The sequence below is a fragment of the Lysinibacillus composti genome, assembly GCF_016908465.1.
GTDB classification, from domain to species: domain Bacteria; phylum Bacillota; class Bacilli; order Bacillales_A; family Planococcaceae; genus Ureibacillus; species Ureibacillus composti_A.
On record NZ_JAFBDY010000013.1, the window covers coordinates 54604 to 79867 of the forward strand.

Sequence of the window (25264 nt, forward strand, 5' to 3'; positions counted from 1 at the left end):
TACCACTCAATTAGAATAGGTAATTCTTTTTTTATTTTCTAAATGTATAGACAAAATGAAAAAATGCGCATATATTTTCCTTAAGGAAACTTTTATTCCCTATAGAAAAATTGGAGGTGTTGTTTATGAATAAAAGCGGGGGAAAACGCGTCAATGCAGAGTATAAGGAATTTGAAGAGGCCACTTCTTCTCCAACTAGGTTAGGGAGATTTTGGATGTTTCTCGGACCCGCCTTTATAGCTGGTGTTGCTTATATCGATCCTGGGAATTTTGCTACAAATATTAGTGCTGGGTCTGATTATGGCTATTTACTCCTTTGGGTTGTCCTTTTTTCAAATTTAATGGCGATCCTCATTCAATCATTATCTGCAAAATTGGGAATTGCTACTGGTAAAAATCTACCTGAAATATCAAAAGAAAATATGCCTAAGCCTGTTTCGATTGCAATGTGGATTCAAGGAGAACTCGTTGTAATTGCTACAGATCTTGCTGAGTTTATAGGGGCGGCATTAGGCTTGTACTTGTTATTTGGGATACCATTATTTACTGCAGCCATCATCTCTGCAATAGGATCTTTCATTATTCTAGAACTACAACGTCGTGGTGTCAGAACACTTGAGGCAGGAATAGCAGGGATGGTATTTATCGTTGTTATTGCTTTTGGATTACAAGTATTTTTTGCCCATCCAAATGCAAATGCTGTTTTACATGGACTCTTCACACCTAAATTTGAAGGTGTTGACAGTGTAATGTTAGCTGCAGGAATTTTAGGAGCAACCGTTATGCCACATGCTATCTATCTTCATTCCTCCTTAACACAAAAAAGAATTATTGGCCGTAATGAGCTTGAGAAGAAGAGCATTTTTCGCTTCGAATTCATCGATATTTTAATTGCAATGGTCATTGCAGGTACAGTAAATGCAAGTATGCTCATTGTCGCAGCAGCATTGTTTTTCGAAAATGGGCTAAGTATATCCAGTCTAGACATGGCATTTACTTATTTAGGTGAAATTATTGGACCATTTTCAGCGATTTTATTTGGCATTGCGTTATTATTTTCTGGAATTGCGAGTTCAACAGTTGGTACGATGTCAGGTGATGTTATTATGCAAGGATACATTAATCGCCGGATTCCTATTTATATAAGACGAACAATTACCATTATTCCTCCTCTCATTATTATTGCCATTGGTGTAGATTCAACACTTGCACTTGTCATCAGCCAAATTATCTTGTCTTTTGGTATTCCTTTTGCTTTAATACCCTTAATTATTTTTACAAGCAAGAAAAAAATTATGGGTAATCTCGTCAATCATAGAATTACAACTTTTGTTGCATGGATCATTGCTTTAGTTATCATTGCATTAAACATTTTTCTCCTTGCCCAAACCATCCTAAGTTTTTTTAACTAAATACAAAGGATTGTCCTTCAAGAATAAGAGGCACTGGCTACTAAAGAAATTCCCTTTAATAGTACAGTTTGCATAACATATCTAATAAGCGAAAAAATCTACCTTCCAATAAAATTGAAGGTAGATTTTCTATTATTACAATATTTGATTCAGAAATCTTTGTGTTCTTTCATGTTTTGGATTTGAAAAGATGTCACTTGGATGTCCTTCTTCAATAATATTTCCGTCTGCAAGCATGATGACTCGATCTGCTACTTCTTTCGCAAATCCCATTTCGTGTGTTACGATTACCATTGTCATCCCATCATTTGCGAGGTCCTTCATAACCTGAAGAACTTCACCAACTAATTCTGGATCTAAAGCAGAAGTTGGCTCATCAAAAAGCATTACTTTTGGTTCCATTGCTAAAGCTCTTGCAATTGCAACCCTCTGCTTTTGCCCGCCCGATAACTGTTCTGGATAGAAGTTAGCCTTATCCTCTAAGCCTACCTTTTTAAGTAACTCCATTGCTTTTGCACTTGCTTCACTTTTTGACTTTTTTCTAACATAAATTGGCGCTTCGATAATATTCTCAATGACTGTTTTATGTGGGAAAAGATTAAAGTGCTGGAACACCATTCCCACTTTTTCTCTTACTTTGTTTAAATCCGTTTTAGCTATATCTATTTTATCAGAATCAATGATAATTTCACCGCTTTGTGCAACTTCTAAATAATTTAGGCATCGTAGTAACGTACTTTTACCTGAACCACTTGCACCAATCAAAACAACTACTTCTTTCTCATTAATACTTAAGTTAATATTCTTTAAAACTTCAAGCTTACCATAGGATTTTGAAAGATTACGAATTTCAATCATGCAATACTAACCTCCTTAGGCTTGCTAACATCCATTTTCTGCTCAAGTCGTTTTGCAATCCAAGTGAAAATAAGCACGATGATTAAATAATAAATCCCAACAACAAAGTAAGTTTCAAATGGCATATAGTTTTCTCCTTGTACTCCAAGGGCTGTGTTATATAAATCTGTTACCGCAATATAAGCTACAAGAGAAGAATCTTTTAAGCCAATAATGAATTGATTTGCCAAGGACGGAATAGATCTTTTGAAAGCTTGAGGGAAAATAATTCTCCTCATAGCAAGCGAATAAGGCATCCCTAAAGATCTTGCCGCTTCCATTTGTCCACGATCAATTGATTGTACGGAACCTCTAAAAATTTCTGCAATGTAAGCACCGGAATGGACTCCCAATGCCAATGCCCCCGCTGTGAAGCTGTCTAAGTTAATAATATTGGCCAAGCCGTAATATAGAAACATAATTTGAACAATGAGAGGCGTTCCTCTAATAACCCCTATGTAAATATCAGCAATCCAATTCAGGATCTTGTTTGAAGAAATCTTAAAACTAGCAAAAATAAGTCCAATAATCAACGCAAACAACAAGGAAATAGCTGTTATCGCGATTGTTGTCCATGTAGCTTTTAAAAAGGCAAGTCCATGTTCACTGAAAATGCCGACGATGTTTTGTAAAAAAATCATGAGACCAGCCTCCTCCTTTTAAAGTGAGAGCGCCCAATAAAAGGCGCTTTCACGAATTCTAATATCTTTTACTCCATAATGTTAGTATTAAACCATTTCATACTAATCTCTTCGTACGTACCATCATCAATCATGGCTTGAAGTGCTTCATTAATTTTATCTGCAAGGTCAGTATTTCCTTCAACAACCCCTATACTAACGCGGTCCTCGTTTAATAAATCACCAATTTCCTTGATTTTTAAGCCTTTTTCATTTTGTGCACTAACACCAACGATTTTATCAGTGATTACTGCATCTACGCGTCCAAGTTCTAAATCTTGTAATGCATTCACGTCAACTGGGTATCCTTTCACCTTATCAGGAGAAGTTAATGTTTCCGCCATATCCTTCCAAGTACTTGCTTGAATAACACCAATTGTTTTACCTTGTAAGTCTTCTTTTGATTGAATATCCGTATTATTTTCTGCAACGAAAATCTGTGCACCTGATAGATAGTAAGGTTCAGTAAAATCAATTTGCTTATCACGTTCAGGTGTTGCAGTCATACTTCCGATAATCGCATCATATTTATTTGCCTTTAACCCTTGAATAATTGTTTCCCATGGATTTGTAACAGGGTTCGCTTCAAGTCCCAAGCGTTTTGCAATTTCAGTTCCGATTTCTACATCGAATCCAGTCAATTTACCATCCTTTTTAAAATTTAATGGTGGATACTGTCCTGTCATTGCAAAGGTTAATGATCCTTCTTTTACTAAACCATATTCAGATTCACTTGATTTTGTTTCTTTTGCTCCTTGGTCACTTTCCTTCGTGCCACATGCCGATAAAAGCAACAACATGGCTGCAACTAAAAAAATAGATAACTTTTTCATATGTATTCCTCCTTGAAAAAAAAACACTGCCGCTTTTATTTGACAGTGCTTTAAGTACACCCTCAGCTTTTGCATTTCTTAAGATAGTTCTCCACAATCCAAAGGAATTGTGACAGTTCTGCCCCTATTTGAGTACAGCCCCAGCCTTAATGAAAAAAAGTGATTTCATAAAGCTTCGGCGATTCATCCTTTCTCCTATTTTCATAGATTTCACTTAATCTCAAATAGAATACTTTTATAAACCGCGACCTCTACCTCACCTAATGCGAAAAGATGAGGATTTGATATAAAATTAATATAACTCCAACAATTATAGTAGAACTTTTCAAAAAATACAACATCTGTTCAGATAATTTAGACTACACTTGACGGGTTTTTTATCTTAAGTTACATTTTGATAGAATCATATACAAAAAAGGAGGCAGTCAAATGTTGAACTGTCGCGAAGATATATTGGCTTATACAAAAGAGCTTGTTAACATAGAAAGTATTGTAAATACAACTGGCGAAACAACAATCGCACAATCATTATTTAAGACTATTTCTTCATTACAATATTTCTCTAGTAATCCTGAATCAGTTGTATTAGAGAAGACCACTGACGATGATCAAGAACGATATAATGTTATGGCCTTTGTTAAGGGTAAAAAAGGGAAAAGTAACCGAACAATTATCTTAATGGGGCATATTGATACAGTTGGGATTGATGACTTCAACCAATTGAAAGAACATGCATGTTTCCCGGACGACCTAATGGAAGCATTAAAGAACGAGGAATTACCAACTTCTGCTAAGGAGCATTTAGAATCTGGAGACTGGTTATTTGGACGTGGCGTCCTTGATATGAAAAGTGGTGTTGCAAGCAACCTCTATCTATTAAAGTACTATTCTGAACATCCTGAAGAACTTGATGGCAACATAGTGTTGCTAGCAGAATGTGACGAGGAAGACGGTTCACATGGAGTCCTTTCCGCTTTAAAAGTCTTAAAAAAGTGGAAAAAGGAACATGGATTCGAATATATTGCAGCTATTAATTCTGACTTCGTTTCACCTCGCTTTGAAGGTGATGAAAATCGCTATATTTATAAAGGGACGGTAGGTAAACTATTGCCATCATTCTTTATTACTGGTGCAGAAACACATGTTGGTTCAGCTTTTGAAGGTTTAGATCCTAACTTTATTGCCGCCGAACTAACAAAACAAATCAATTATAATACAGAGCTTTCCAATGAAGCATATGGAGAAACGACAGTTCCACCTGTATCGTTAAAACAAACGGACTTAAAACCATCTTATACCGTTCAAACAGCATTATCTGCATATGTTTATTATAATTTCTTTATACATTCTTGGTCTCCTAAAGACGTACTGGCCAAACTAAAAGAACAGGCAATGATTGCTTTTAACAATGCGCTTACTACTTTTGAAGAAAGATATCGCAATTATAGTGAAATAAGTGGTGAACCATTTGTTTCAATTCCTTGGAAGCCGAGAGTTTTTACATATGAAGAAATGGAGCATTTATTATGTGAAGAAAACGGCGATGAGTTCATTGTACATATGAATGAATTCAAACAAAGTCTTCTGAAAAAATCAGAACTAGATACGCGCATGTTTGCTGCACGAGTTGTTGAAGAGGCCTGGAAATGGATGAAGGATAAAAGTCCAGCTATTATCTTGTTTTACTCTTCCCTATACTCACCAAGAATTGAATTGACAGGGAAAACAGATGATGAGCTGAAATTAATTAACGCTCTTGATCAAGCTGTAGAAACTATACAACCAGAATATCCACATCCAATTGTTACACGAAACTTCTTCCCATATATCTCTGATATGAGTTTTATGGCTTTAAGTGATGATGAAGATGGGATTAACGCTGTATCAAAAAACAACCCTGGTTGGGGCACAAAACATTATGTTGAGTTTCAAGATATCAGAGATATTAATGTACCTGTTGTTAATATCGGTCCATACGGTTTGGATGCTCACAAAAAGCTTGAAAGAATGGAAATGAAATATTCCCTTGAAATAGTACCTAATATAACAAATCAAGTTATTCAAAATTTACTAAGTAAAGAATAATAATTAACATATAATTGTGCCAGTCGCTTCTCAATCGATACCGATTTATTCGGTAACAACGAGTAGTGACTGGCACATTTTTTAATCTTTACCGCCCCATAATCTCTAGCAAGAACCATAATTTTTTACATTCATACTATACAAGAAGTGCTTAAATACTGGTCTCAAGTTGGAGGCGCAAATTCCCACACATTTTAAAATGTTTATCCCCTCTTCCCTTAAAAATAAATAAGAAGGTGGTCATTATTCAAAATTCGAAGTATCTAGATTTTTTGTCTAAACTCGGTATTGAGGGTGCACACCCTGGAGGTATTAATTTAACAAAGGAAATATTCAATAGGGAGAACATTAACAGAACTTCTCACATTCTAGATGTAGGTTGTGGTACTGGGCAAACAGCAGCCTACTTAGCTCACAAATATGGAGCAAAAGTAACTGGTATAGATATTAACCCGACAATGGTTGAAAAAGCTAAAAGAAGAATGAAGAAAAGTCATCTATCTGTAAACATAATCCAAGGCTCAGTAGAAAAAATGCCATTCCCTGATCATCATTTTGACTTTATTGTCTCTGAATCTGTTCTTTCTTTTGTAAATAAGCCAAGTGCTCTTAAAGAAATCTATCGGGTATTAAAGAACGGTGGGCGTTTAATTGCAATTGAACAAACAATTACACAGTCACTAAAGGAGAAGGCAGTTAACGAAATCAAACAATTTTATGGATTTCCTTCCCTGACCAAGGAAGAAGAATGGGTGGCATTAATAAAAGAGGCAGGTTTTGAGGAAATTCGTATAGAAAAAAGTATATCCATTAAATCGGCTACGAATTTCAATTATTCAGGCGAAATTGAGCCAGATCTTTATGAAATTTTAGAGAAACATTATGATCTCACCTTTAAATATCAGGAAATATTAGGCTATAGAATTTACTTATGTACAAAGAAGATTTAGTTGGTGCAATCGAAGCACAAGGTACTACACCTCGTAGACTAACAGACTTAATTGGCTCATTATCTGATTTGACTTCAGGTAGTGGAGATAAAGGAACACCAATTGTCTATATTCAAGGTTACTTTGATAATTTTACAAAATAAGAGTTACAAAAAGGGGGAGATTAGATATCTTCCCCCCTTTGGCATTTATTCAATTATTGTACATCTAGTAAAGAAAATCTTATTCAATATCTTTTGTCCATTCAGCAACTTTCGCTTCATTTTCTTCAATCCATTTTTTTGCGGCATCTTTAGGATCCATGCCTTCCATAATATCATACATAACACTTTCTATATCTTCTGTAGTCCAATAGAAGTTATCTAGAACAGTATATGCCCCTGGATTGTCTTCTTTAAATCCTTTACGTGCAAATGTACCGATATATTCCTCAGTCCCATATATCCCTTCAGGATCATCTAAATATTTCAAGTCAAATGCGTTAAATTTCCAGTGCGGAGACCAACCTGTTACGATAATTTCCTCTCCGTTCTCAATCGCTTTCTTTAGAGCTCCTGTCATCGCTACTGAAGATGAAGTAAGTACAGTCCAGTCTTCAAGATTAGGATAGACTTTATACGCATCTTCTGTAGCTTTGGTCATATTTGCCCCTGGATCAATACCCGTTATAGTTTTGTCCGCTTCATCTGTTAAATCTTCGATAGAGTCTACATCCATATAACTAGGAACGACCATTCCAATCTTTCCACCTTCTAGATTTACACCTAAATCATCTATTTGGTCTTTATATTTCTCCACTTGTGGTGCATGCGTTTGTGGTAGCCAAGCCGATACCATGCCGTCTACCTTCCCATTAGCAAGAGATTCCCACATAATCCCGTTATCTAAAGGTGTTAGTGTTACATCATATCCTAAATCCTCCAGAACTTGTCCTACTACATGTGTAGAGGCAACTTCTGTTTCCCATTCAACATAAGCTAAATTCACAGCTTTACTTTTAGTAGCTTCAGCATCAGAGCCACACGCAGCTAATAATAAACTGACTACTAAAGCCAATCCGAGCATATATAATCTACCGAATTTCATAAAATCTCCCTTTCCTATAACCTAGTTTTCTTTTTCTAAAATAGAATGAATTATATGAAAAAAGTAACAACTTAAATTCTATAAGGAGTTGTTACTTTTGTCAAATTCGCAAAGAATCCAGATGATCAGAGTTTTTGGGAGACAATGCGGTTTAAAAAGTTCATAGGACTTAAATTAGTAACTTAAATTTCATTATCTACAAATCAATTAATTTATATAGATATGAAAATTTTTAAACATGTTTGTTGAATACTTTCAATTATCGGATTAACAGTATCTGTTATTGGAAATTCCTATTATGATAATATTAGTAGTATATAGAATCTTTAGAATGGAGCTTGCTTATGGATAAGAAAGCTATTTCAGCTTGGGATGTAGCTCGACTTGCCAATGTATCGCAGTCGACCGTATCACGGGTTTTCACTCCAGGTGCTAGTGTTTCTGAAAAGACTAGAGAACGGGTTTTAAAAGTTGCAGAAGAATTAAATTATAGCCCAAATGCGTTAGCTAGGAGTTTAACAAAACAAAAAACTAATATGGTAGGACTAGCAATGAAAGATATACAAAATCCTTTCTATCATGAAGTCTTAGGAATGTTTTCAAAGAAATTACGTGCAAAGGGATATAAAATTCTATTTTTGTATACTGAAAATGAAGAAATTCAACAAGAAGAGCTAAATCAATTTTTAGAGTACAACGTAGAAGGAATTATTGTTACAGATGCAGTTATTTCCTCCAATATTGTTACTAAAATTTACAATCATAATATACCAATTGCATTGTTTAATCGGTATGACAAAAATATCCCTTGTAGTTCTGTATCCTGTGATAATGTTTCAGCAGCCAGGGATATAGCAGCCTATCTATATGATAAAGGAATGAAGGACATTGTTTTTATAACCGGCAAAAGAAATACGTCTACGAATCAAGAGCGTGAATTTGGATTTACTGAATTTTTTAACTCTAAGGGTATACAGATTACGGCCCTTGAAGGAGACTATACATATGAAAGGGCCTTCCACCTTACAAAAAAAATGATAGAAGATGGACATCAACCCCAAGCTATTTTTGGAGCAAATGACATTACAGCAATTGGCGCATTGGATGCCTTACGTGAAAAGAAAATAGCTGTACCTGAAGAGACTGTTGTAATTGGATTTGATAATATAAAAATGGCTTCTTGGCCTTCTTATATGCTTTCTACTTGGGCACAACCCATTGAGCAAATGGTAGATGAAACTATTAATTTACTTATAACTAAAACAAAAAGTGCCCCTTTCCAAACTGTAAAATTAAAAGGGCAATTTATCCATCGAGATACAACTATTGTAAAATAGTGTTGACACGTAAAAGCGCTTTCATTTAACATCTTATTAAAGCTATTATAAAAATAGCTTTTCTAATTTTTGAAAATTTGCATACGTATGCATTTCCAAACTAACAAATATCATTTATAGATTAATTGAGTCTATTTACACATTTTTGCATACGTATGCATTATAGGGGGAGAGTTTATAATGGCGGTTTATTTAAAAAAAGGTAAAGTTCAAGAGGATATTCAGAAAGATGATGCAAAGGTTTCCGAAATTGTTCGATCAACTATCCAAATGGTTGAAGAAAGTGGAGATCAAGCAATTAGAAGTCTCTCAGAGAAATTTGATAACTGGAGCCCAGAGAGTTTCCGTTTATCTGAACAACAAATTAAGGAAATTTGCAATTCTATTCCTGAACAAACTGTAAAAGATATCGAATTTGCTCAAAATAACATCCGTAAATTTGCTGAAATTCAACTTTCATCATTAAAAGATGTGGAAGAAGAAACGATGCCAGGAGTGATTCTTGGTCATAAGAACATTCCTGTAAATAGTGTTGGTTGTTATATTCCTGGTGGGCGTTATCCAATGGTTGCTTCAGCACATATGAGTGTATTAACAGCAAAAGTAGCTGGAGTAAAACGAGTTATTGCATGTACTCCTCCAATTAATGGGGAGATCCCAGCAGCAACTGTCTATGCAATGCATAAGGCTGGCGCAGACGAAATTTACATACTAGGTGGAATCCAAGCAATGGCTGGAATGGCGATTGGTACTGAAACAATTGAACCAGTAGATATGATTGTTGGGCCAGGTAATGCATTTGTTGCCGAAGCGAAACGTCAACTATTCGGTCGTGTTGGTATTGACCTATTTGCTGGACCAACTGAAACTTTAGTTGTTGCGGATGAAACAAGTGATCCAGAAATGATTGCAACTGATATTTTAGGTCAGGGAGAACATGGTCCAACATCTCCAGGTGCACTTATTACAACTTCTCGTCATATCGCTGAGGAAACAGTTAAAGAAATCAAACGTCAGCTTGAGATTTTACCAACTGCCGATATCGCTAGAGTTTCATGGGAAGATTATGGACAAATTATCCTTGTTGAAAATGAAGAAGAAGCACTTAAGGAAGCAGATCGTTTAGCATTTGAGCACGTTGAAATTTTAACAAAAAATCCTGATTACTTCTTAGAAAACATGACAAACTACGGCTGCTTATTCTTAGGGCCAGAAACAAATGTTGCTTATGGGGACAAAGTAATTGGGACAAACCACACTTTACCAACAAAAGGTGCAGCAAGATACACTGGAGGACTTTGGGTAGGTAAATTCATAAAAACAGTTACCTATCAAAAGGTTACTTCCAAAAAACAAAGTGCTATGATTGGAGAATATGCTGCACGTCTTTGTCAACTTGAAAACTTTGCAGGACATGCAGAGCAAGCACTACTTCGCGTTCGTAAATATGGTAAGAGTGATGAATAATTCATCACTTTGTGTGAGCAGGTGACCAATATGATAAGTATGATAGGTTTAATCGGCGGTTTAGTATTATTAACTGTTTTAGTTATGCGAGGCATGAACTTACTAGTAGTTGCTCCACTTTCAGCTGTTGTAGTTGCCTTGCTTAATGGTTTACCCTTGTTTCCTCAACTTGCTGGTGAAGGAGAAATAGATTTTGTTACTAGTTATATGAATGGATTTTCTGGGTTTATTACTTCTTGGTACCTAATGTTTTTAGCTGGTGCAATTTTCGGTAAGGTAATGGAAGATAGCGGTGCAGCAGACAGTGTTTCCAACTGGATTGTAACTAAAATTGGAATAAAAAATGCTGTACTTGCAGTTGTACTAGCCTGTGCAGTATTAACCTATGGTGGTGTTAGTCTTTTTGTTGTTGCTTTTGCAGTTTATCCAATGGCGGTAAGCTTATTTAAAGAAGCAAATTTACCTAGAAGATTTATACCAGCTGCATTAGCTTTCGGTTCAACGACATTTACTATGACATCAGCTGGGTCTCCAGAAATTCAAAACTGGATTCCTATTCCTTTCTTGGGAACTAATCCATACGCAGGCTGGGAAGTTAGTTTAATAGTTGCAATTTTTATTCTTATTTTTGGTTATTGGTGGTTAATGAAAATTATCCGTAGAGCTGTTAAGAATGGCGAGCATTTTATTGAACGTGAGACAGACAATAAAGAAATTAGAACAAATTTACCTCATCCAATAGTTAGCTTAATTCCATTACTTTCTGTTCTAATAGTATCTTTTGTTTTCCATGATTCTCTAAGTCAATCTGCACTTATAATAGCATTGCTTAGTGGGATTATTACAACTTGGATATTTAACAGAAAATATTTCAGAAATTTCTGGAAAGCAGTTGGAGAAGGTACTACAGGAGCTTTAATTGCTATAGGAAATACAGCAGCTGTTGTTGGATTTGGTGGCGTAGCGAAAGTTACTCCTGCTTTTGAAACAGCAGTTGAATTTATGACAAGTATACCAGGAGATCCCTTAATCGGCGGAGCTGTTGCAGTAATTGTTATCGCTGGTTTGACTGGTTCTTCATCAGGTGGACAATCAATTGCATTACCAATTCTCGGACCACACTACCTAGATATGGGGGTTAACGCTGAAGCACTTCATAGAACGGTTTCCCTTTCATCAGGAACACTCGATTCCTTACCACATGGTGGCTATGCCGTAACGACTATTCGCGCGATTGCCGGTGAAACACATAAGAGCGCATATCCAGCATTCTTCTGTCTAGTTGTTCTTGTTCCACTTATTGCCGTAATACTCGCAGTTGCATTATTCTCACTAGGATTTGGAATTTAACACTTAAAAATATGACAATTAGTGCTTATACTAATTGTCATATTTTTTGAATTTCATCGGTCTCATTTATTTATGATACGGTTCACCTTTTATAATTCTAAAACTTCGATAGATTTGTTCAACTAAAACAAGCTTCATTAATTGGTGAGGCAATGTCATCTTTCCGAAGCTCAGCTTGTCATCCGCGCGTTTAAGAACATCTTCATGAAGGCCAAGCGAACCACCAATAATAAAGGCAATTTTACTTGTCCCATACGTCATCAATGATTCAATATTCTCCGCTAATTCTTCTGATGATTTCACTTTTCCATCTATAGCTAGTGCAATTACATGCACTCCATCATTGATTTTGGCTAGTATTCGTTCGCCTTCTTTACGCTTTACAATATCCATTTCTGCTTCACTTAATTGCTCTGGTGCTTTTTCATCTGCCACTTCTACTAGATCAATCTTGGCATAGCTTCCGAGCCGTTTAACATATTCATCGATTCCCATTTTCAAGTATTTCTCTTTTAACTTTCCTACCGAAATGATTGTTATATTCAATTAAAATCCACCTTTTTAGTTCATTCATAGGAATATGTTTAATCGTGATAACTCTGTGGTATATTACAAATAACTCTAATACGTAATAGGCTAAGTAACGTTGAATTGGGTGGATATGTTTTTTTCACATTATTAACAAATTACATTCCACACCATATCAAATTTAATTGCAGTTTCTACTCCGTTAAAATCCCCTAACATATATTGAAGTTATACAACTTCTAGATTCAGAAAATTAGGCTATTAACATTTTATCCACGCTTACATTTCATTTACAAACAACTTATCCACAAAAGTTATACACATATCCACAAACCCATTCTATATATTGTGTAAATTTATTTTGTCGATACAATATATTCGGCAGGCTCTTCACAATAAGAACACTTTGTGGATAACTTTTCTTCCTCTTTCAGTTTATCCATTATTGGAAACTCCATTGTCTCTACAACAAACATGTCCAATGCGTGATTTATATGAGTTTCGCAGCTATACTTTTTCATTTTTTATATGCTCCTTACTTTCTGAAATTTCCACAAACTTATTCACAATTTAATCAATGTTATCCACAACCCATTGTAACAAACAAAAAACGAGTAAGAAAGAAAGGACTTTTCTTCCACCACTCGTCTGAATAACTTTTTAATAAGTTATCCACAATTTGTTCATACTCCTCAATACATAACAGATTTTATAATGTTGTATGATCAGTTAAAGTTAGCTCTATTTCTACAATTTTACCTTGGCGATAAACTTTAATGTTCATTTTGCTGCCAATCTCTTTTTCATTATATAAATGTTTACGCAAATCAATTGAGTTTTCAATTTTCTTGCCATCCATTTCTACAATAACATCATATTGTTCAACACCTGCACTGTCGGCAGCTGAACCGTTTACCACTTCATTAACCACGACACCTGTAGTCACTTCTTTAGGAAGTTTTAATGTTTGTTGTTGATAGAATGCAGGCACATCAGTTAAATCTAATAGTGAAATCCCCATTTGTGGTCTTATTACTTCACCATTTGCTTCAATCTCCTCAATAATTGGAATAACTGAATTAATTGGAATAGAGAAACCTAATCCCTCAACAGATGATTCCGCAATCTTCATTGAGTTAATACCAACTAATTCCCCTGCAATATTAATTAAAGCCCCACCACTATTCCCTGGGTTTATGGCAGCATCTGTTTGCAATACTTCTGTCTGCCAATCTTCTGTACCATCAGAATTTAAATCAACTGGTACAGAACGATCTTTACCGGAAATAACACCTGTCGTAACAGAACCATAAAACTCTAAACCAAGCGGGTTCCCTATAGCAATGACTGTTTCACCTTGTTTTAATACGTCTGAGTTCCCAAACTTGGCCACGGTTTTAATACTTTCACTATCAATAGCTACAACTGCTAAGTCTGTCCAAATATCACTACCTACCAGTTTTGCCTCTTTTTTTGTCCCATCGTTTAGTGTTACTTCAAGTTGTTTCGCACCTTCTACAACATGGTTGTTTGTTACAACAAACGCCGTGTCTCCTTCTATTTTATATATAACACCTGATCCACTACCGGCTTCTTGTGTTGTAGATTGTCTTGTCCAGAAATCAGATACCTCTTGAATGTTTGTGATTCCAACTACTGCATCTGATACTTCGTCTACAGCTTTTGTAATATCAGTTGTTACTTCTGTAGCAGTTTGATCTATTGTTGTAGCTGGTTCACTTTTATTTGCATTATTATTTGTTCCACCTGGAAGCTGGTTCACCATAGAAGGGAGCAACAACCATACTAAAAGTGCCCCCACAATTACACCGGCTACCCCACTCATAAAATAGCCGGCTTTATTACCTCCACCCGATTTTTTAGTGCGTCTTTTATTTTCTTCTTCCTCTTCTCGCTTTAACCTTTCTTGTAAAGGAGAGATTGGACTACTTTGATTATCTGATTGTGAATTATATTTATTCTGTTCATCCTCATTATAATAACTCATTATATTTTCTCCATCCTTTCTACCTCTTATTGACATTATGATACAATTCGAACATTAAAATTACATGAAAATTAAATAAAACCAAAATAAAAAAGACCCTGCGGAATTTTTATTTCCACAAAGTCTTATTATTTATATTTGTTTTTTAAACTGGTACAAGCATCGTTGGTTCTTCTGCATCCGTATCATGTAAATGAACAAATTCACCAGCAATGATGCCACAGGATTGTAATGTTTGCTCAACCGTCATTCTAGCTAAATCTTTCATATTATTATCTTTACTTAAATGTGATAAATAGATTTGAGTTGGCTTTTCAAACACCACTTCACTCATCGCAACTGCCGCGTCCTCATTTGAAACATGGCCGACATCACTTAAAATGCGGCGCTTTATCGACCATGGATAACGTCCCATTTGGAGCATACCTATGTCATGGTTACTTTCAAAAACGAAAGAATCAGCACCACGAATATGTCCCTTCATACGGTCACTGACATAACCAGTATCAGTAATTAATACAAGTTTGCGGTTATTTTCATGGAAAGCATAAAACATCGGGTCTGCAGCATCATGAGAAACTGCAAAAGATTGAATATCTATTGAACCAAACGATTGAACTGTTTCCATATTAAATAAAAAACGTTGGTCTTCCGGGATATTCCCAATATGACCGTCCATCGCCTTCCACGTTTTTTCATTTGCATAAATTGGTACTTTGTATTTTCGAGCAACGACGCCTAGTCCTTTTATGTGGTCACTATGTTCATGTGTAACCAAAATTCCGGATAACTTTTTCATATCACGATCAATTTTAGCAAAAAGTTGTTCTATTTTCTTACCACTTAATCCAACGTCGACTAAAAAGGCATGCTCGTCATTTTCTACATATATGGCATTTCCCGAACTGCCACTTGCTAAAACACTAAATCGCATAGTAACTACTCCCTATTTTCTACTTCTTCGATTTCTTCGACATTCACCGTATCTAAATTTACATCAATAACTTTTCCTTCAACAGCATCAACGAAGTATTCCTCTTGATTGCCATTTTCGCTTTCAACACGTATATCCCATGTTGGCACAAATACTTGGGTTTGTGTTAGTTGCACAAGTGTTGAATACCCTAATTTCATTTGAGTAATACGTGAGTTTGGTTTTAACAATTGCTTTGCATATAATGTTTGGATTACTTGTAGAGGAGATAACAGATTTTCCTTTTTCTCATTCTCTTCTAACCCTTCTAACATCGTTTGTTCGTACAGATATACTTCACCTTGCTCATTCCAATAAATTGTTACAATGCCGTTAATGTTGTAGTAAATTGTACGTTCATTTATACGTTGAAAGAATGTTGCTACCCTTTTTTCATGGTCAATTTCCCATAAAACGTAGGATGCCCCCTCTGAAACATTAGACTGTAAAAACTCTTTGTAACTTGCCTCGTCATCTAAATTGCGAAGCTTTACCGGTTTCTCCAATGTCACAATAAGCTTATTTTCATTTTCAACCTTAACCTTTTGATTACGATTTGATGGTAAAGCTGCTTCTTCAAAGTTTTTAACTTTTCCAGATAAATAAGCTGCAGTGTCTATATTATTTGGTAATGCTACATAAGTAATATTATCATTTCTTAACTTTGCTTCAATTGTTTCTTCACCTAATATTTCTACCTTCTCCGCCTCAGTATGTCGATTTAGGTAAAGAGAATATAGAAATAAATCCAAAATGAGAAACACGAAGATGAAGATAGATTTCGATCTACTCCAATCCATCTTCCACCCCTCCTAGTAACTCTGGCGTAACACGAGTCCAACTTCCATTTTGAATAATAAACCAGCTTGGTTCTAACGTATGAAGAAGTTCATTTTCATTTTTAACTAAATAATATCCTACTAAAATCTCATCAATTGAGGACATCTTTATATCAGACCCTTTAATTAACTCAATCATTTCTAGCCCGGATGGTAATTGGACTTTCTTTTTTTCTGAAATATCCATATCTAATAAATAATATGGACGTCGATAACTGAAGATTTGATTTTCCCCCCACGTAGTTGAAATACGTGTAGAAGTTACTGAGCTAAATACTGGTAGACCTTCCATAAACAATTGGTATTCTGTTATATGTCGTCCTACATTAATGTAACTGTAGCGGTAGTCACCTGTGAACCCTCCATGGTCATTAACATAATCAAAACTATCATAAAGCAAGTCTGAGTTAGGAATTTCAAGGAAGCTTTCTGTTTTTGGATATACATAATGAATAGTTTTATTCTTTTTATCGACAGTCATGATTGACCGGGCGTCTGTATATTTTTCTGAGTCAGAACTATCAACACTTTTCTTTGCAATACTTGGATCAGTAAAAAGTGCCTCCTTAAAAAGCTCTGGTGAAATATCATCTATATAGTAAGTAAACTGTGTAAATTTCTCATCAATCCCAGACACATATAAAGATAATTCATTTTCACGGAAAATCTCATTGTATGCTACGCTATTTTCAGTTGCACTTGCAATATTTGAGTAGAAATAATTAGGGCTTATTGTAATAGTCGTACTGTAAAGTGTCCGATTTTTTTCACTGACCAAAAATAATTGTAATGTATTGCGTGCATCAAGCTTACTCCAATCGATGATTAGATGATCGAATGTCATATTTGGTAAATCATCTTGTTCAAAATGTAAGATTGACTGAAAAGTTTTAATTGGGACCTCCCCCGAAAAGAAGAGAGTCATACGGTTATTTGTACGAACCATATCATTGATTTTTCCATCAGTAAGATTACTTTGTAAAAATTCTAGTTTGGATGCATTCCAGCTTGAAAGGCTAGTCATCATCTTATTAATTGATGAAGTGGATACTGTCCCCCTCCAAAAACCATCTTCCCTAAGAACAATTCGATATGGTTTGATAATATCATTGATTTTTTTTTGTTCACCTACTGTTACTCGATCGACTTGTGTCTCATCAATATATTGATAGTTTGGTGTGTAGCTCCAAATAGTGAACGTTAAAATAAGACTAAGCACCACTAGGAGGAAAAGAACAATAGATTTTATTTGTTCAAGATGCTTCACTCCCAATCACCCACCTCATCTAATTCATCCAATTCAAATGGTAATGTGAAGAAAATGGTTGTCCCTTCACCTAACTCACTTTCAGCCCATATTTTACCACCATGTGCTGCGATCATTTCCTTTGCAATAGCTAAGCCTAAACCAGTTCCTCCCATAGCACGGGACCGCGCTCGATCTACTCGATAAAAACGATCAAAAATACGACTTAGATTCTCTTTTGGAATACCCATTCCATCATCTGAGACCATCACTTTTAACATATTTTCTTGTACGGTAAACCCAAATCGAATATTCCCACCATCTGGCGAATATTTTAGTGCATTTGAAATGATATTATCAATTACTTGTGTAAGCTTATCAGTATCAATATCAACAAAATAGGTTGTTTCTGGTATATAACGAATGAATTGAACATCTTGGGATTTTGACATTTCAAAACGATCAATGATGCGATTGAAGAACATATTAAACTCAACAAGTTCCTTATTTAACTTATAATCTCGACTATCCATTTTAGATAAGTTTAGTAAATCATTAACAAGCCGAATCATTCGTTCAGTTTCTGTTTGAGTTACATTTAAAAATGAAGGGGCAATATTTTCATCTTTCCAAGCTCCGTCTGATAATGCTTCTAAATAACTTCGCATCGTTGTAAGAGGCGTTCTTAATTCATGCGATACGTTGGCAACGAACTCACGGCGTTCCATTTCGATTTTTTGTTGCTCCGTAATATCATGTAATACCGTGATTAACCCATTAACAAAACCTGTTTCCTTTTGAATCACTGAAAAACTTGCACGTAGGATAAAGTTTATATCCGGTGTACTGAAATCTAGGTTAATCGGGTCTTTCATATTAATAAGGTCTTCAAAACTATATTCCTTATCAAGACCCAAAACAGAGGCAATAGGGCGATTTAACGTCTCTTCACGTAAAACATTCAATAAACTTAACGCAGGTTCATTGATTAAAATAATTTTACCTTTTCGATCAGTTGCAATAACCCCATCTGTCATATTACTTAGTACCGAAGTAAGCTTACGTCGCTCTGCTTCTGTAGTAGAAGTTGCTTCCTGTAATCGGTTGGTTAAATGATTAAAGGAAATCGCTAGTTGACCAATTTCATCATTACCATACACCCGAACCTTACGTGAAAAGTTCCCCCTCGCCATTGCTTGTGCCTGTCTACGCATATCTAAAATAGGTCTTGTTATTGTTCTTGCAATCAAGATACCCAAAATAATAGTAATAGCAAGAGAAATAGCTGTTCCACCAGCAAAAATCCGGTTAATTTCACCCATTTGTTCAAATACTTTTTCGATGTTCGACTCAATATAAATAGCACCTATTACATCGCCATCTGGTCCAACAGTGTTAAAAACTGGAGTGGCCAAAATCCAAACGCGTTTTCGAGTCTCTGTATCAAGGGCAATTTTATCTGAATATGTTTCTGTTGAAATGGATTTCGGTGCTACATCATCATTCGAACGTTGGCCAACAATGGACTTACTTTCAATCTCAGATGTTGCTAATACTTTATTACGATTATCAACTACACGGATTTCATTTACATCTCCTGTAGAGAATTCACGTAAAATCATCGTTAAGCTTTGCTCTAATGAAAGAGGGGCATCATCGTGGTCCTTTAACATCTCTTCTCGAATACTATATTGTACTAAATCGATTCGTTCAAAAATGGACCGTTGGAAGTTTTCCTTTAAATTGTCTTCCAGCTGATTTGAAAAATAGAGCCCAATAATTTGTAAAGCTATAATAATTAAAAGTACATATATTAAAACAAGTTTTACATGAATGGATTTAAAAAAACTTACTTTACGCATTCAATTTACTCCTGTTCAGGATTTCGTAAATAATAGCCTACTCCTCGGCGAGTTACAATCCAATTTGGATGACTTGGATTATCTTCTATTTTTTCACGGAGACGTCTAATTGTTACATCAACTGTACGAACATCTCCAAAATAATCATAGCCCCATACTGTTTGTAATAGGTGTTCTCTAGTCATGACTTGTCCGATATGCTTTGCCAAGTAGTGAAGCAATTCAAACTCACGATGTGTTAACTCAATTGTTTCACCACGTTTTAACACTAAGTATGCGTCCGGTTGAATAGTTAGTGACCCGACGACAATATCATTGGATTCTTCTTTTACCTCTTCAGCTTGGTTAGAAACTTGTAATCGTCGCATATTAGCTTTAACTCTTGCAATTAACTCACGTGTACTAAATGGTTTTGTTACATAGTCATCCGCGCCCATTTCTAATCCAAGGACCTTATCAATTTCAGAACCTTTTGCCGTAAGCATAATAATTGGAAAATCATATTTTTTTCTAACTTCACGGCAAACTTCCATACCATCTCTTTTTGGTAGCATGATATCAAGTAACATTAAATCTGGTTGCTGTTCTTCTATTTTCTCTAATGCTTCATCACCGTCATAAGCACAGATGACTTGGTATCCTTCTTTTACTAGATTAAATTGTAAAATATCTGCAATCGGTTTCTCATCATCAACTACTAATATTGTTTTATTCATAAAATTAACTCTCCTTTAACTTTTGGGATGATCTATTTATCAAGCTTAATTTATATTTTTACTACTACTAACTCTATCACGCTTTATGAATCAATGCATGGTTCAGATATAGTATATCTGATTATTTTCTGGGAAATTATCCTCGACAGAATTCGTCACCTATACTTCATTAAAAGTAAAAAGACAGCCCTAAAAAAGTTCGGACTGTCTTAGATATTTGTTAATTTAATAATGATAGAGGATTCACATATGATCCATTTTTATGAACTTCAAAGTGTAAGTGAATTCCTGTAGAATTACCCGTTGTACCCATTATACCAATGACAGATCCTTGGGGTACAACTTGTCCAACAGATACGTCTATTTGCGATAAATGAGCATATACTGTTTCGTAGCCATTATTATGATTTATTACGATTTTATTACCGTATGAACCATCCCAACCTGTAAATGTTACGACGCCATTATCTGCCGCCTTAATATTATAGTTAGATGGACGGGCAATATCAATTCCTTGATGGAATGCGCCCCATCGTTCACCCATTCCACTAGAGATGTAGCCTCCAGCAGTAGGCCAATTAAAGCTCCCTAGTCCTCGCGATGAAATAACTTTTGAACCAACAACTGTAATAGAATCTTTAGGCTCCGAAAGAATTGTTTCATCTGTTACATTCTTTTGAGTCCGGTTTCCATTCACTTCTTTTATTAAATAAGAGACTTCCTTCTTACCGTAAGCCCCTTCTTGTTTAACAACCTTTTCGCCTTTAAACATATCTGGGTCTTCTTTAACGACCTTTTCAAAACTTATATTTTGGATCCTTGACTTTTCATAAACTACTTCAACATTTACTAATGGTTTTTCGACCGTTACATTAATTTCTTGACCAATCTGTAAAAGGGAGTCTGCAGTTAAATTAGGATTTAACTTAAGAAGCTCTTTTGTGGTTAAGCTATGGTCTCGTGCAATACTTCCTAACACATCACCCGATTTCACCTTATATGTTTCTTCTTCTAAAGAGCCAGTTTTTAATACTTTTACAGCTTCTTTAGGTGTTAAGATTTTTGCCGGATTTATTTTTGTAGAATCACCAGACACTTTTTCAATTAGTTCAAGTTCATGTACTCGAGTTTCACCATTTTTTAATTTAGGTAATTCACCTTGAACAAGTTCGTTCGCTTCTAATTCTTTTAATTGCTTTTCAGACACATACTCTAATTTTAATAGACGAATTGCTTCATCATATTCACTTAAGTCTTTTAGATAAGCAACTGGCTTACCATCTACTTGTAAGGCAAAGGCGTCTACTTGAACAGTAAGTTCTTTATTTAGTTGATCTAATGTTTTTGAATCATTTGTTACGGGATTAAATGCTTGTTCAGGAATAATTGAAAGATTAGACTTTGCATCGATAGAATACTCTTTGTACTTCTTACTAGCTTCTGATTCTTTTTCCTCTACAATTTTTTGAACAGCATCTGTATCAGATACAGCCCCAATATATGAATCTCCAACATAAATATGATAGATTTTTTGAATTGATTCTTCAGCGTTACTTTCATGAACAAATCCTAAAGTCAATGTAAGCGTAGAAAATAAAGCTGTAGCTGCTATTTTTTTTATAAGGTTATTTTTATTCTTAATAAGACTCAAAGTATTGTGTTGCTTTGTAAAGTCTTTCTTGATGTTCCGTTTCGAACTCATAATAAAGCCCCTTCCAAAGTCTCTCCTTGCTAGGAATAGTTTCCACTGACAATTTTACACCACTTTAATGTACCATAATATCTATTTTAAAAGGACAGCTTGAGTCTTTTGTAATGAAAATGTATTATTTGCTCCTTTCTTGTCATATTTCACGAAATTAGAACTACTTATTTAAAAAATGTAATATTAGCAGAACTGTTCTATTAACAATCTATTATCTTAAATGGACTTTATATATTTAATTGTTAATAGAAGAGAAGTTCGTTTATGGTTGAATTCAAAAAGTTACTAGATTTTGATTATTTATTGATAATTTGTCGAAAATTAATGAATCCAATCTAGTAATATTTCCTTTGATAGACTTATATAATTAACTAATAAAGTTAATTATTCTTTCTATTAAGTTCTATTACTTCTTATAACTAATTTTAAACAATCCAAAATAGAATGGGGAAATCTTATGAGTAGTAATACCGTTCATACACACCCGTCTGCCCTAAGGAAAACAAAAGTTAGCCAAATAGTTAGTCGGGTTGTGATGACTATTGTGGGCGCCGATATTATGGCAGTTGCACTCGAACTCTTTTTAGTACCAAATAACGTGATGGACGGCGGTATTGTCGGAGTTTCTATTATCTTATATCACTTAGTTGAGCAACCTCTTGGTCTTTTCATCTTTCTATTAAACCTCCCTTTTATCTTCCTTGGTTATAAACAAATAGGAAAAACATTCGCTCTAACCACAGCTCTTGGAATTACTGTACTTTCAATTACTACTGTCCTGTTACATCACATTAAACCATTCACAAGTGATTTATTATTGGCGACAATCTTTGGTGGAATATTACTAGGGATTGGAGTCGGTACAGTTATTCGATTTGGAGGGTGTCTTGATGGCACTGAAGTATTAGCAATACTCTTTAATAAGAAGCTTCCTTTCTCTGTCGGAGAGATTATCCTATTTATTAACCTGCTAATTTTTACAGTTGCAGGCTTTGTATTTACATGGGAAGAAGCAATGTACTCAATTGTTGCCTATTATATTGCATCTAAAATGATTGATACAGTTGTGCTCGGTATGGAGGAATCAAAATCTGCTTACATTATTAGCGATGAAATCAATGAAATAGGGCAAGCCATTATGGATCGCTTAGGACGAGGTGTTACATATTTACACGGTGAGGGAGCGTATACCGGAAATGATAAAAAGGTCATTTTCTGTGTTATTACGCGTCTGGAGGAATCAAAATTAAAAAGTATTGTCCGTAGCATTGATGAAAATGCTTTCCTTGCTATCGGAAACATTAGTGAAGTACGGGGCGGCCGTTTTAAGAAAAAAGACATTCATTAAAAGTAAGTTGCAACCTTCTCGGTTTTATCGGTATATTTATGAAGTTATATGATCCCAATGTAATCTTACCGCTTATTTATGAGTCCTCAGAACTCCTGTATAGCTAATTTTCCACCTTCATGAGATCAGCATAAATTGGAGAAAAAACTCCTAAAGATTTAAATCCCCAGGAGTTTTAATGTCAGTTATCCCAAAATTTGTTAACTGTTTTAGTTCTAAATAGACACACTTTTTGCCAAGTCCCCTTTGAAGCAATATTGGATTACTCCCAAATCTCATTTACTGTTTTTATTATTAAATAGACACTGCTTTAACTTGTCTCCTTATATATAAGGGTTTGCACCTGTCGCTTGAGCTTTCGGTGCAGAACTAACATTGTTAATCTCAGATAGGATTAACTGTTTGCGACTGTCGCAGGCTTTCGTCGCAGAACAAACATCGATAAAATAAAAACTACTAATGGTATGAACCACTAGTAGTTAATATTGGATTACTCCCAAATTTCATTTACGATGTTTGTTTGCTCACGAGCTGGCCCTACTGAGAACGTCATAAGGTTGATGCCTGTTAGTTCTACAACACGTTCTACGTACTTACGAGCATTTTCAGGAAGTTCTTCTAACGTACGAACACCTGTGATATCTTCTGACCATCCTGGAAGCTCTTCGTAAACTGGTTTACACCCTTCAAGGACATGAAGACTTGCTGGATATTCTGTAATGACTTCACCATTGTATTCATAAGCAGTACAGATTTTAACCGTTTCAAGACCCGATAAAACGTCAATTGAGTTTAATGCTAAATCTGTAATACCACTTACACGACGAGAGTGACGAACTACTACCGAATCAAACCAACCAACTCGACGTGGGCGACCAGTAGTTGTACCGTATTCACGACCTACTTCACGAATTTGATGACCGATTTCATCAAATAGTTCAGTAGGGAATGGGCCATCCCCTACACGTGATGTATACGCTTTACATACCCCAACAACACGAGACACTTGAGAAGGTCCAATACCTGTACCAGTTGTCACACCACCAGCTACAGGGTTTGATGACGTAACAAATGGATAAGTACCATGGTCGACGTCTAACATAACACCTTGTGCTCCTTCAAATAAAACACGTCCGCCTTCGTCTAATACGTCGTTTAAAACTTTAGAAGTATCCGTAACGTACCCGGCAAGTTCCTGACCATAACCATAAAATTCTTCGAAGATATCCTCGAATTTTAATCCTTCTACTTCGTAGAATTTTTCGAACAAACGGTTTTTCTTTTCAAGATTTTCACGAAGCTTTTGTTCAAACACTTCACGATCAAGTAAATCTGCAATACGAATACCCATACGAGCAATTTTATCTTGGTAACATGGGCCAATTCCTTTACAAGTTGTCCCGATTTTTTTATCGCCTCGAGAAGCTTCGTCTACTTTATCTTGATAGATATGATACGGTAGAATCACTTGTGCACGGTTTGAGATACGTAAATTTGACGTATCGATTCCGCGTTCTTGTAGACCTTTCAATTCAGTTACTAAGGATTTTGGGTTGATTACCATCCCATTCCCCATAACTGATGTTTTTTCTTTATAAAAAATACCTGATGGAATTAAATGCAATTTGTATGTTTCTTCGCCAATTTTGATTGTATGACCTGCATTATCTCCGCCCGAGAAACGAGCGATTATATCTGCTTTTTTAGAAAGGAAGTCTGTAATTTTACCTTTACCTTCGTCTCCCCATTGAGTTCCTACAACAACAACTGATGTCATATCAGCACCTCCGCTAGACGCGAGAACGTCCTTTATCAAACAGCACTATTGTATCAATGAACAGTAGTATAAGTCAATTAAGAAAAGCAAAAAACACGAACATATAATTGAGGGATTTCAATTAACGTTCGTGTTCTAAAATTAGTTTTATAGAATTATATATTT

General features: G+C 35.3%; 21 protein-coding genes, 1 pseudogene and 1 riboswitch. Of the genes and pseudogenes, 8 read left to right on the forward strand and 14 right to left on the reverse strand.

Features of this window, described 5'->3' with window-relative positions:
• Positions 1-125: 125 nt before the first annotated feature.
• Entirely contained in the window at positions 126-1412 is a 1287-nt protein-coding gene (locus tag JOD29_RS13475) for an Nramp family divalent metal transporter (protein WP_124765665.1), read from the forward strand.
• Between the two features lie 135 nt (positions 1413-1547).
• Here JOD29_RS13475 and JOD29_RS13480 read toward each other — a convergent pair whose 3' ends face one another.
• The 3 genes from JOD29_RS13480 to JOD29_RS13490 all read right to left on the reverse strand — a co-directional run bounded on the left by JOD29_RS13480 (position 1548) and on the right by JOD29_RS13490 (position 3822).
• Entirely contained in the window at positions 1548-2270 is a 723-nt protein-coding gene (locus JOD29_RS13480; protein ID WP_124765667.1) for an amino acid ABC transporter ATP-binding protein, read from the reverse strand.
• Positions 2267-2950 carry an amino acid ABC transporter permease gene (locus JOD29_RS13485; protein ID WP_124765669.1) on the reverse strand — a complete coding sequence of 228 codons (684 nt, stop codon included), beginning with the start codon at positions 2948-2950 and terminating at the stop codon, positions 2267-2269. Before JOD29_RS13485 ends, JOD29_RS13480 begins: the two co-directional genes overlap by 4 nt.
• 68 nt (positions 2951-3018) lie before the next feature.
• A complete protein-coding gene (locus tag JOD29_RS13490) occupies positions 3019-3822 on the reverse strand; it encodes a transporter substrate-binding domain-containing protein (RefSeq protein WP_124765671.1) in 804 nt (267 codons plus the stop codon).
• 76 nt (positions 3823-3898) lie between these two features.
• A riboswitch (Lysine riboswitch) is annotated at positions 3899-4084 on the reverse strand.
• Positions 4085-4251: 167 nt separating this feature from the next.
• On the opposite strand from JOD29_RS13490, the gene JOD29_RS13495 reads away from it, so the two are divergent.
• The 3 genes and pseudogenes from JOD29_RS13495 to JOD29_RS13505 all read left to right on the forward strand — a co-directional run.
• Positions 4252-5907 carry a M20/M25/M40 family metallo-hydrolase gene (locus tag JOD29_RS13495; RefSeq protein WP_124765673.1) on the forward strand — a complete coding sequence of 552 codons (1656 nt, stop codon included), beginning with the start codon at positions 4252-4254 and terminating at the stop codon, positions 5905-5907.
• Positions 5908-6179: 272 nt separating this feature from the next.
• A complete protein-coding gene (locus JOD29_RS13500; protein ID WP_239585720.1) occupies positions 6180-6857 on the forward strand; it encodes a class I SAM-dependent methyltransferase in 678 nt (225 codons plus the stop codon).
• A pseudogene (locus JOD29_RS13505) lies at positions 6845-7000 on the forward strand (coenzyme F420-0:L-glutamate ligase); the annotation flags it as partial. The gene JOD29_RS13500 and the pseudogene JOD29_RS13505, both read left to right, overlap by 13 nt.
• Before the next feature lie 79 nt (positions 7001-7079).
• On the opposite strand, the gene JOD29_RS13510 reads toward JOD29_RS13505, so the two are convergent.
• Positions 7080-7943 (reverse strand): glycine betaine ABC transporter substrate-binding protein, encoded by an 864-nt coding sequence (locus tag JOD29_RS13510; RefSeq protein WP_124765677.1) that lies wholly within the window; start codon positions 7941-7943, stop codon positions 7080-7082.
• A 344-nt stretch (positions 7944-8287) separates the two neighbouring features.
• Here JOD29_RS13510 and JOD29_RS13515 point away from each other — a divergent pair, with 344 nt between their 5' ends.
• From JOD29_RS13515 to JOD29_RS13525, 3 genes are all read left to right on the forward strand, one after another.
• A complete protein-coding gene (locus JOD29_RS13515) occupies positions 8288-9280 on the forward strand; it encodes a LacI family DNA-binding transcriptional regulator (protein WP_124765679.1) in 993 nt (330 codons plus the stop codon).
• A 180-nt stretch (positions 9281-9460) separates the two neighbouring features.
• The gene (gene hisD, locus JOD29_RS13520) at positions 9461-10747 is read left to right on the forward strand and encodes a histidinol dehydrogenase (RefSeq protein ID WP_124765681.1); all 1287 of its coding nucleotides are present in this window, start codon (positions 9461-9463) and stop codon (positions 10745-10747) included.
• A 30-nt stretch (positions 10748-10777) separates the two neighbouring features.
• Positions 10778-12097, forward strand: a complete 1320-nt coding sequence (locus tag JOD29_RS13525) for a GntP family permease (RefSeq protein ID WP_124765683.1) — start codon at positions 10778-10780, stop codon at positions 12095-12097.
• A gap of 66 nt (positions 12098-12163) precedes the next feature.
• On the opposite strand, the gene rlmH is transcribed toward JOD29_RS13525, so the two are convergent.
• The 9 genes from rlmH to JOD29_RS13570 all read right to left on the reverse strand — a co-directional run bounded on the left by rlmH (position 12164) and on the right by JOD29_RS13570 (position 21971).
• Positions 12164-12643, reverse strand: coding sequence for a 23S rRNA (pseudouridine(1915)-N(3))-methyltransferase RlmH (rlmH, locus tag JOD29_RS13530; RefSeq protein ID WP_124765685.1), 480 nt, complete (start codon positions 12641-12643; stop codon positions 12164-12166).
• A 338-nt stretch (positions 12644-12981) separates the two neighbouring features.
• Complete coding sequence (locus JOD29_RS13535; RefSeq protein WP_124765687.1) at positions 12982-13146, reverse strand: CxxH/CxxC protein; 165 nt, start codon at positions 13144-13146, stop codon at positions 12982-12984.
• 188 nt (positions 13147-13334) lie between these two features.
• The gene (locus tag JOD29_RS13540) at positions 13335-14633 is read right to left on the reverse strand and encodes a S1C family serine protease (RefSeq protein WP_124765689.1); all 1299 of its coding nucleotides are present in this window, start codon (positions 14631-14633) and stop codon (positions 13335-13337) included.
• A gap of 145 nt (positions 14634-14778) precedes the next feature.
• Complete coding sequence (locus tag JOD29_RS13545; RefSeq protein WP_124765691.1) at positions 14779-15567, reverse strand: MBL fold metallo-hydrolase; 789 nt, start codon at positions 15565-15567, stop codon at positions 14779-14781.
• A gap of 5 nt (positions 15568-15572) precedes the next feature.
• Positions 15573-16406 (reverse strand): two-component system regulatory protein YycI, encoded by an 834-nt coding sequence (locus tag JOD29_RS13550; protein ID WP_124765693.1) that lies wholly within the window; start codon positions 16404-16406, stop codon positions 15573-15575.
• Entirely contained in the window at positions 16393-17712 is a 1320-nt protein-coding gene (locus tag JOD29_RS13555; RefSeq protein ID WP_205101685.1) for a YycH family regulatory protein, read from the reverse strand. Before JOD29_RS13555 ends, JOD29_RS13550 begins: the two co-directional genes overlap by 14 nt.
• The gene (gene walK / locus JOD29_RS13560) at positions 17709-19553 is read right to left on the reverse strand and encodes a cell wall metabolism sensor histidine kinase WalK (protein ID WP_124765697.1); all 1845 of its coding nucleotides are present in this window, start codon (positions 19551-19553) and stop codon (positions 17709-17711) included. Before walK ends, JOD29_RS13555 begins: the two co-directional genes overlap by 4 nt.
• Before the next feature lie 5 nt (positions 19554-19558).
• Positions 19559-20269, reverse strand: a complete 711-nt coding sequence (yycF, locus tag JOD29_RS13565) for a response regulator YycF (RefSeq protein ID WP_124765699.1) — start codon at positions 20267-20269, stop codon at positions 19559-19561.
• A gap of 220 nt (positions 20270-20489) precedes the next feature.
• Positions 20490-21971, reverse strand: coding sequence for a peptidoglycan DD-metalloendopeptidase family protein (locus JOD29_RS13570; protein WP_124765701.1), 1482 nt, complete (start codon positions 21969-21971; stop codon positions 20490-20492).
• 538 nt (positions 21972-22509) lie between these two features.
• On the opposite strand from JOD29_RS13570, the gene JOD29_RS13575 reads away from it, so the two are divergent.
• Entirely contained in the window at positions 22510-23322 is an 813-nt protein-coding gene (locus tag JOD29_RS13575; protein WP_239585723.1) for a YitT family protein, read from the forward strand.
• 490 nt (positions 23323-23812) lie between these two features.
• On the opposite strand, the gene JOD29_RS13580 is transcribed toward JOD29_RS13575, so the two are convergent.
• The gene (locus JOD29_RS13580; RefSeq protein WP_124765705.1) at positions 23813-25099 is read right to left on the reverse strand and encodes an adenylosuccinate synthase; all 1287 of its coding nucleotides are present in this window, start codon (positions 25097-25099) and stop codon (positions 23813-23815) included.
• Positions 25100-25264 lie beyond the last annotated feature (165 nt).

Bases quoted from the DNA above. Each gene is read 5' to 3' on its own strand.
- JOD29_RS13475 (WP_124765665.1), top strand. From the start codon at position 126: ATGAATAAAAGCGGGGGAAAACGCGTCAATGCAGAGTATAAGGAATTT.
- JOD29_RS13480 (WP_124765667.1), bottom strand. From the start codon at position 2,270: ATGATTGAAATTCGTAATCTTTCAAAATCCTATGGTAAGCTTGAAGTT.
- JOD29_RS13485 (WP_124765669.1), bottom strand. From the start codon at position 2,950: ATGATTTTTTTACAAAACATCGTCGGCATTTTCAGTGAACATGGACTT.
- JOD29_RS13490 (WP_124765671.1), bottom strand. From the start codon at position 3,822: ATGAAAAAGTTATCTATTTTTTTAGTTGCAGCCATGTTGTTGCTTTTA.
- JOD29_RS13495 (WP_124765673.1), top strand. From the start codon at position 4,252: ATGTTGAACTGTCGCGAAGATATATTGGCTTATACAAAAGAGCTTGTT.
- JOD29_RS13510 (WP_124765677.1), bottom strand. From the start codon at position 7,943: ATGAAATTCGGTAGATTATATATGCTCGGATTGGCTTTAGTAGTCAGT.
- JOD29_RS13515 (WP_124765679.1), top strand. From the start codon at position 8,288: ATGGATAAGAAAGCTATTTCAGCTTGGGATGTAGCTCGACTTGCCAAT.
- hisD (WP_124765681.1), top strand. From the start codon at position 9,461: ATGGCGGTTTATTTAAAAAAAGGTAAAGTTCAAGAGGATATTCAGAAA.
- JOD29_RS13525 (WP_124765683.1), top strand. From the start codon at position 10,778: ATGATAAGTATGATAGGTTTAATCGGCGGTTTAGTATTATTAACTGTT.
- JOD29_RS13535 (WP_124765687.1), bottom strand. From the start codon at position 13,146: ATGAAAAAGTATAGCTGCGAAACTCATATAAATCACGCATTGGACATG.
- JOD29_RS13540 (WP_124765689.1), bottom strand. From the start codon at position 14,633: ATGAGTTATTATAATGAGGATGAACAGAATAAATATAATTCACAATCA.
- JOD29_RS13545 (WP_124765691.1), bottom strand. From the start codon at position 15,567: ATGCGATTTAGTGTTTTAGCAAGTGGCAGTTCGGGAAATGCCATATAT.
- JOD29_RS13550 (WP_124765693.1), bottom strand. From the start codon at position 16,406: ATGGATTGGAGTAGATCGAAATCTATCTTCATCTTCGTGTTTCTCATT.
- walK (WP_124765697.1), bottom strand. From the start codon at position 19,553: ATGCGTAAAGTAAGTTTTTTTAAATCCATTCATGTAAAACTTGTTTTA.
- yycF (WP_124765699.1), bottom strand. From the start codon at position 20,269: ATGAATAAAACAATATTAGTAGTTGATGATGAGAAACCGATTGCAGAT.
- JOD29_RS13570 (WP_124765701.1), bottom strand. From the start codon at position 21,971: ATGAGTTCGAAACGGAACATCAAGAAAGACTTTACAAAGCAACACAAT.
- JOD29_RS13575 (WP_239585723.1), top strand. From the start codon at position 22,510: ATGACTATTGTGGGCGCCGATATTATGGCAGTTGCACTCGAACTCTTT.
- JOD29_RS13580 (WP_124765705.1), bottom strand. From the start codon at position 25,099: ATGACATCAGTTGTTGTTGTAGGAACTCAATGGGGAGACGAAGGTAAA.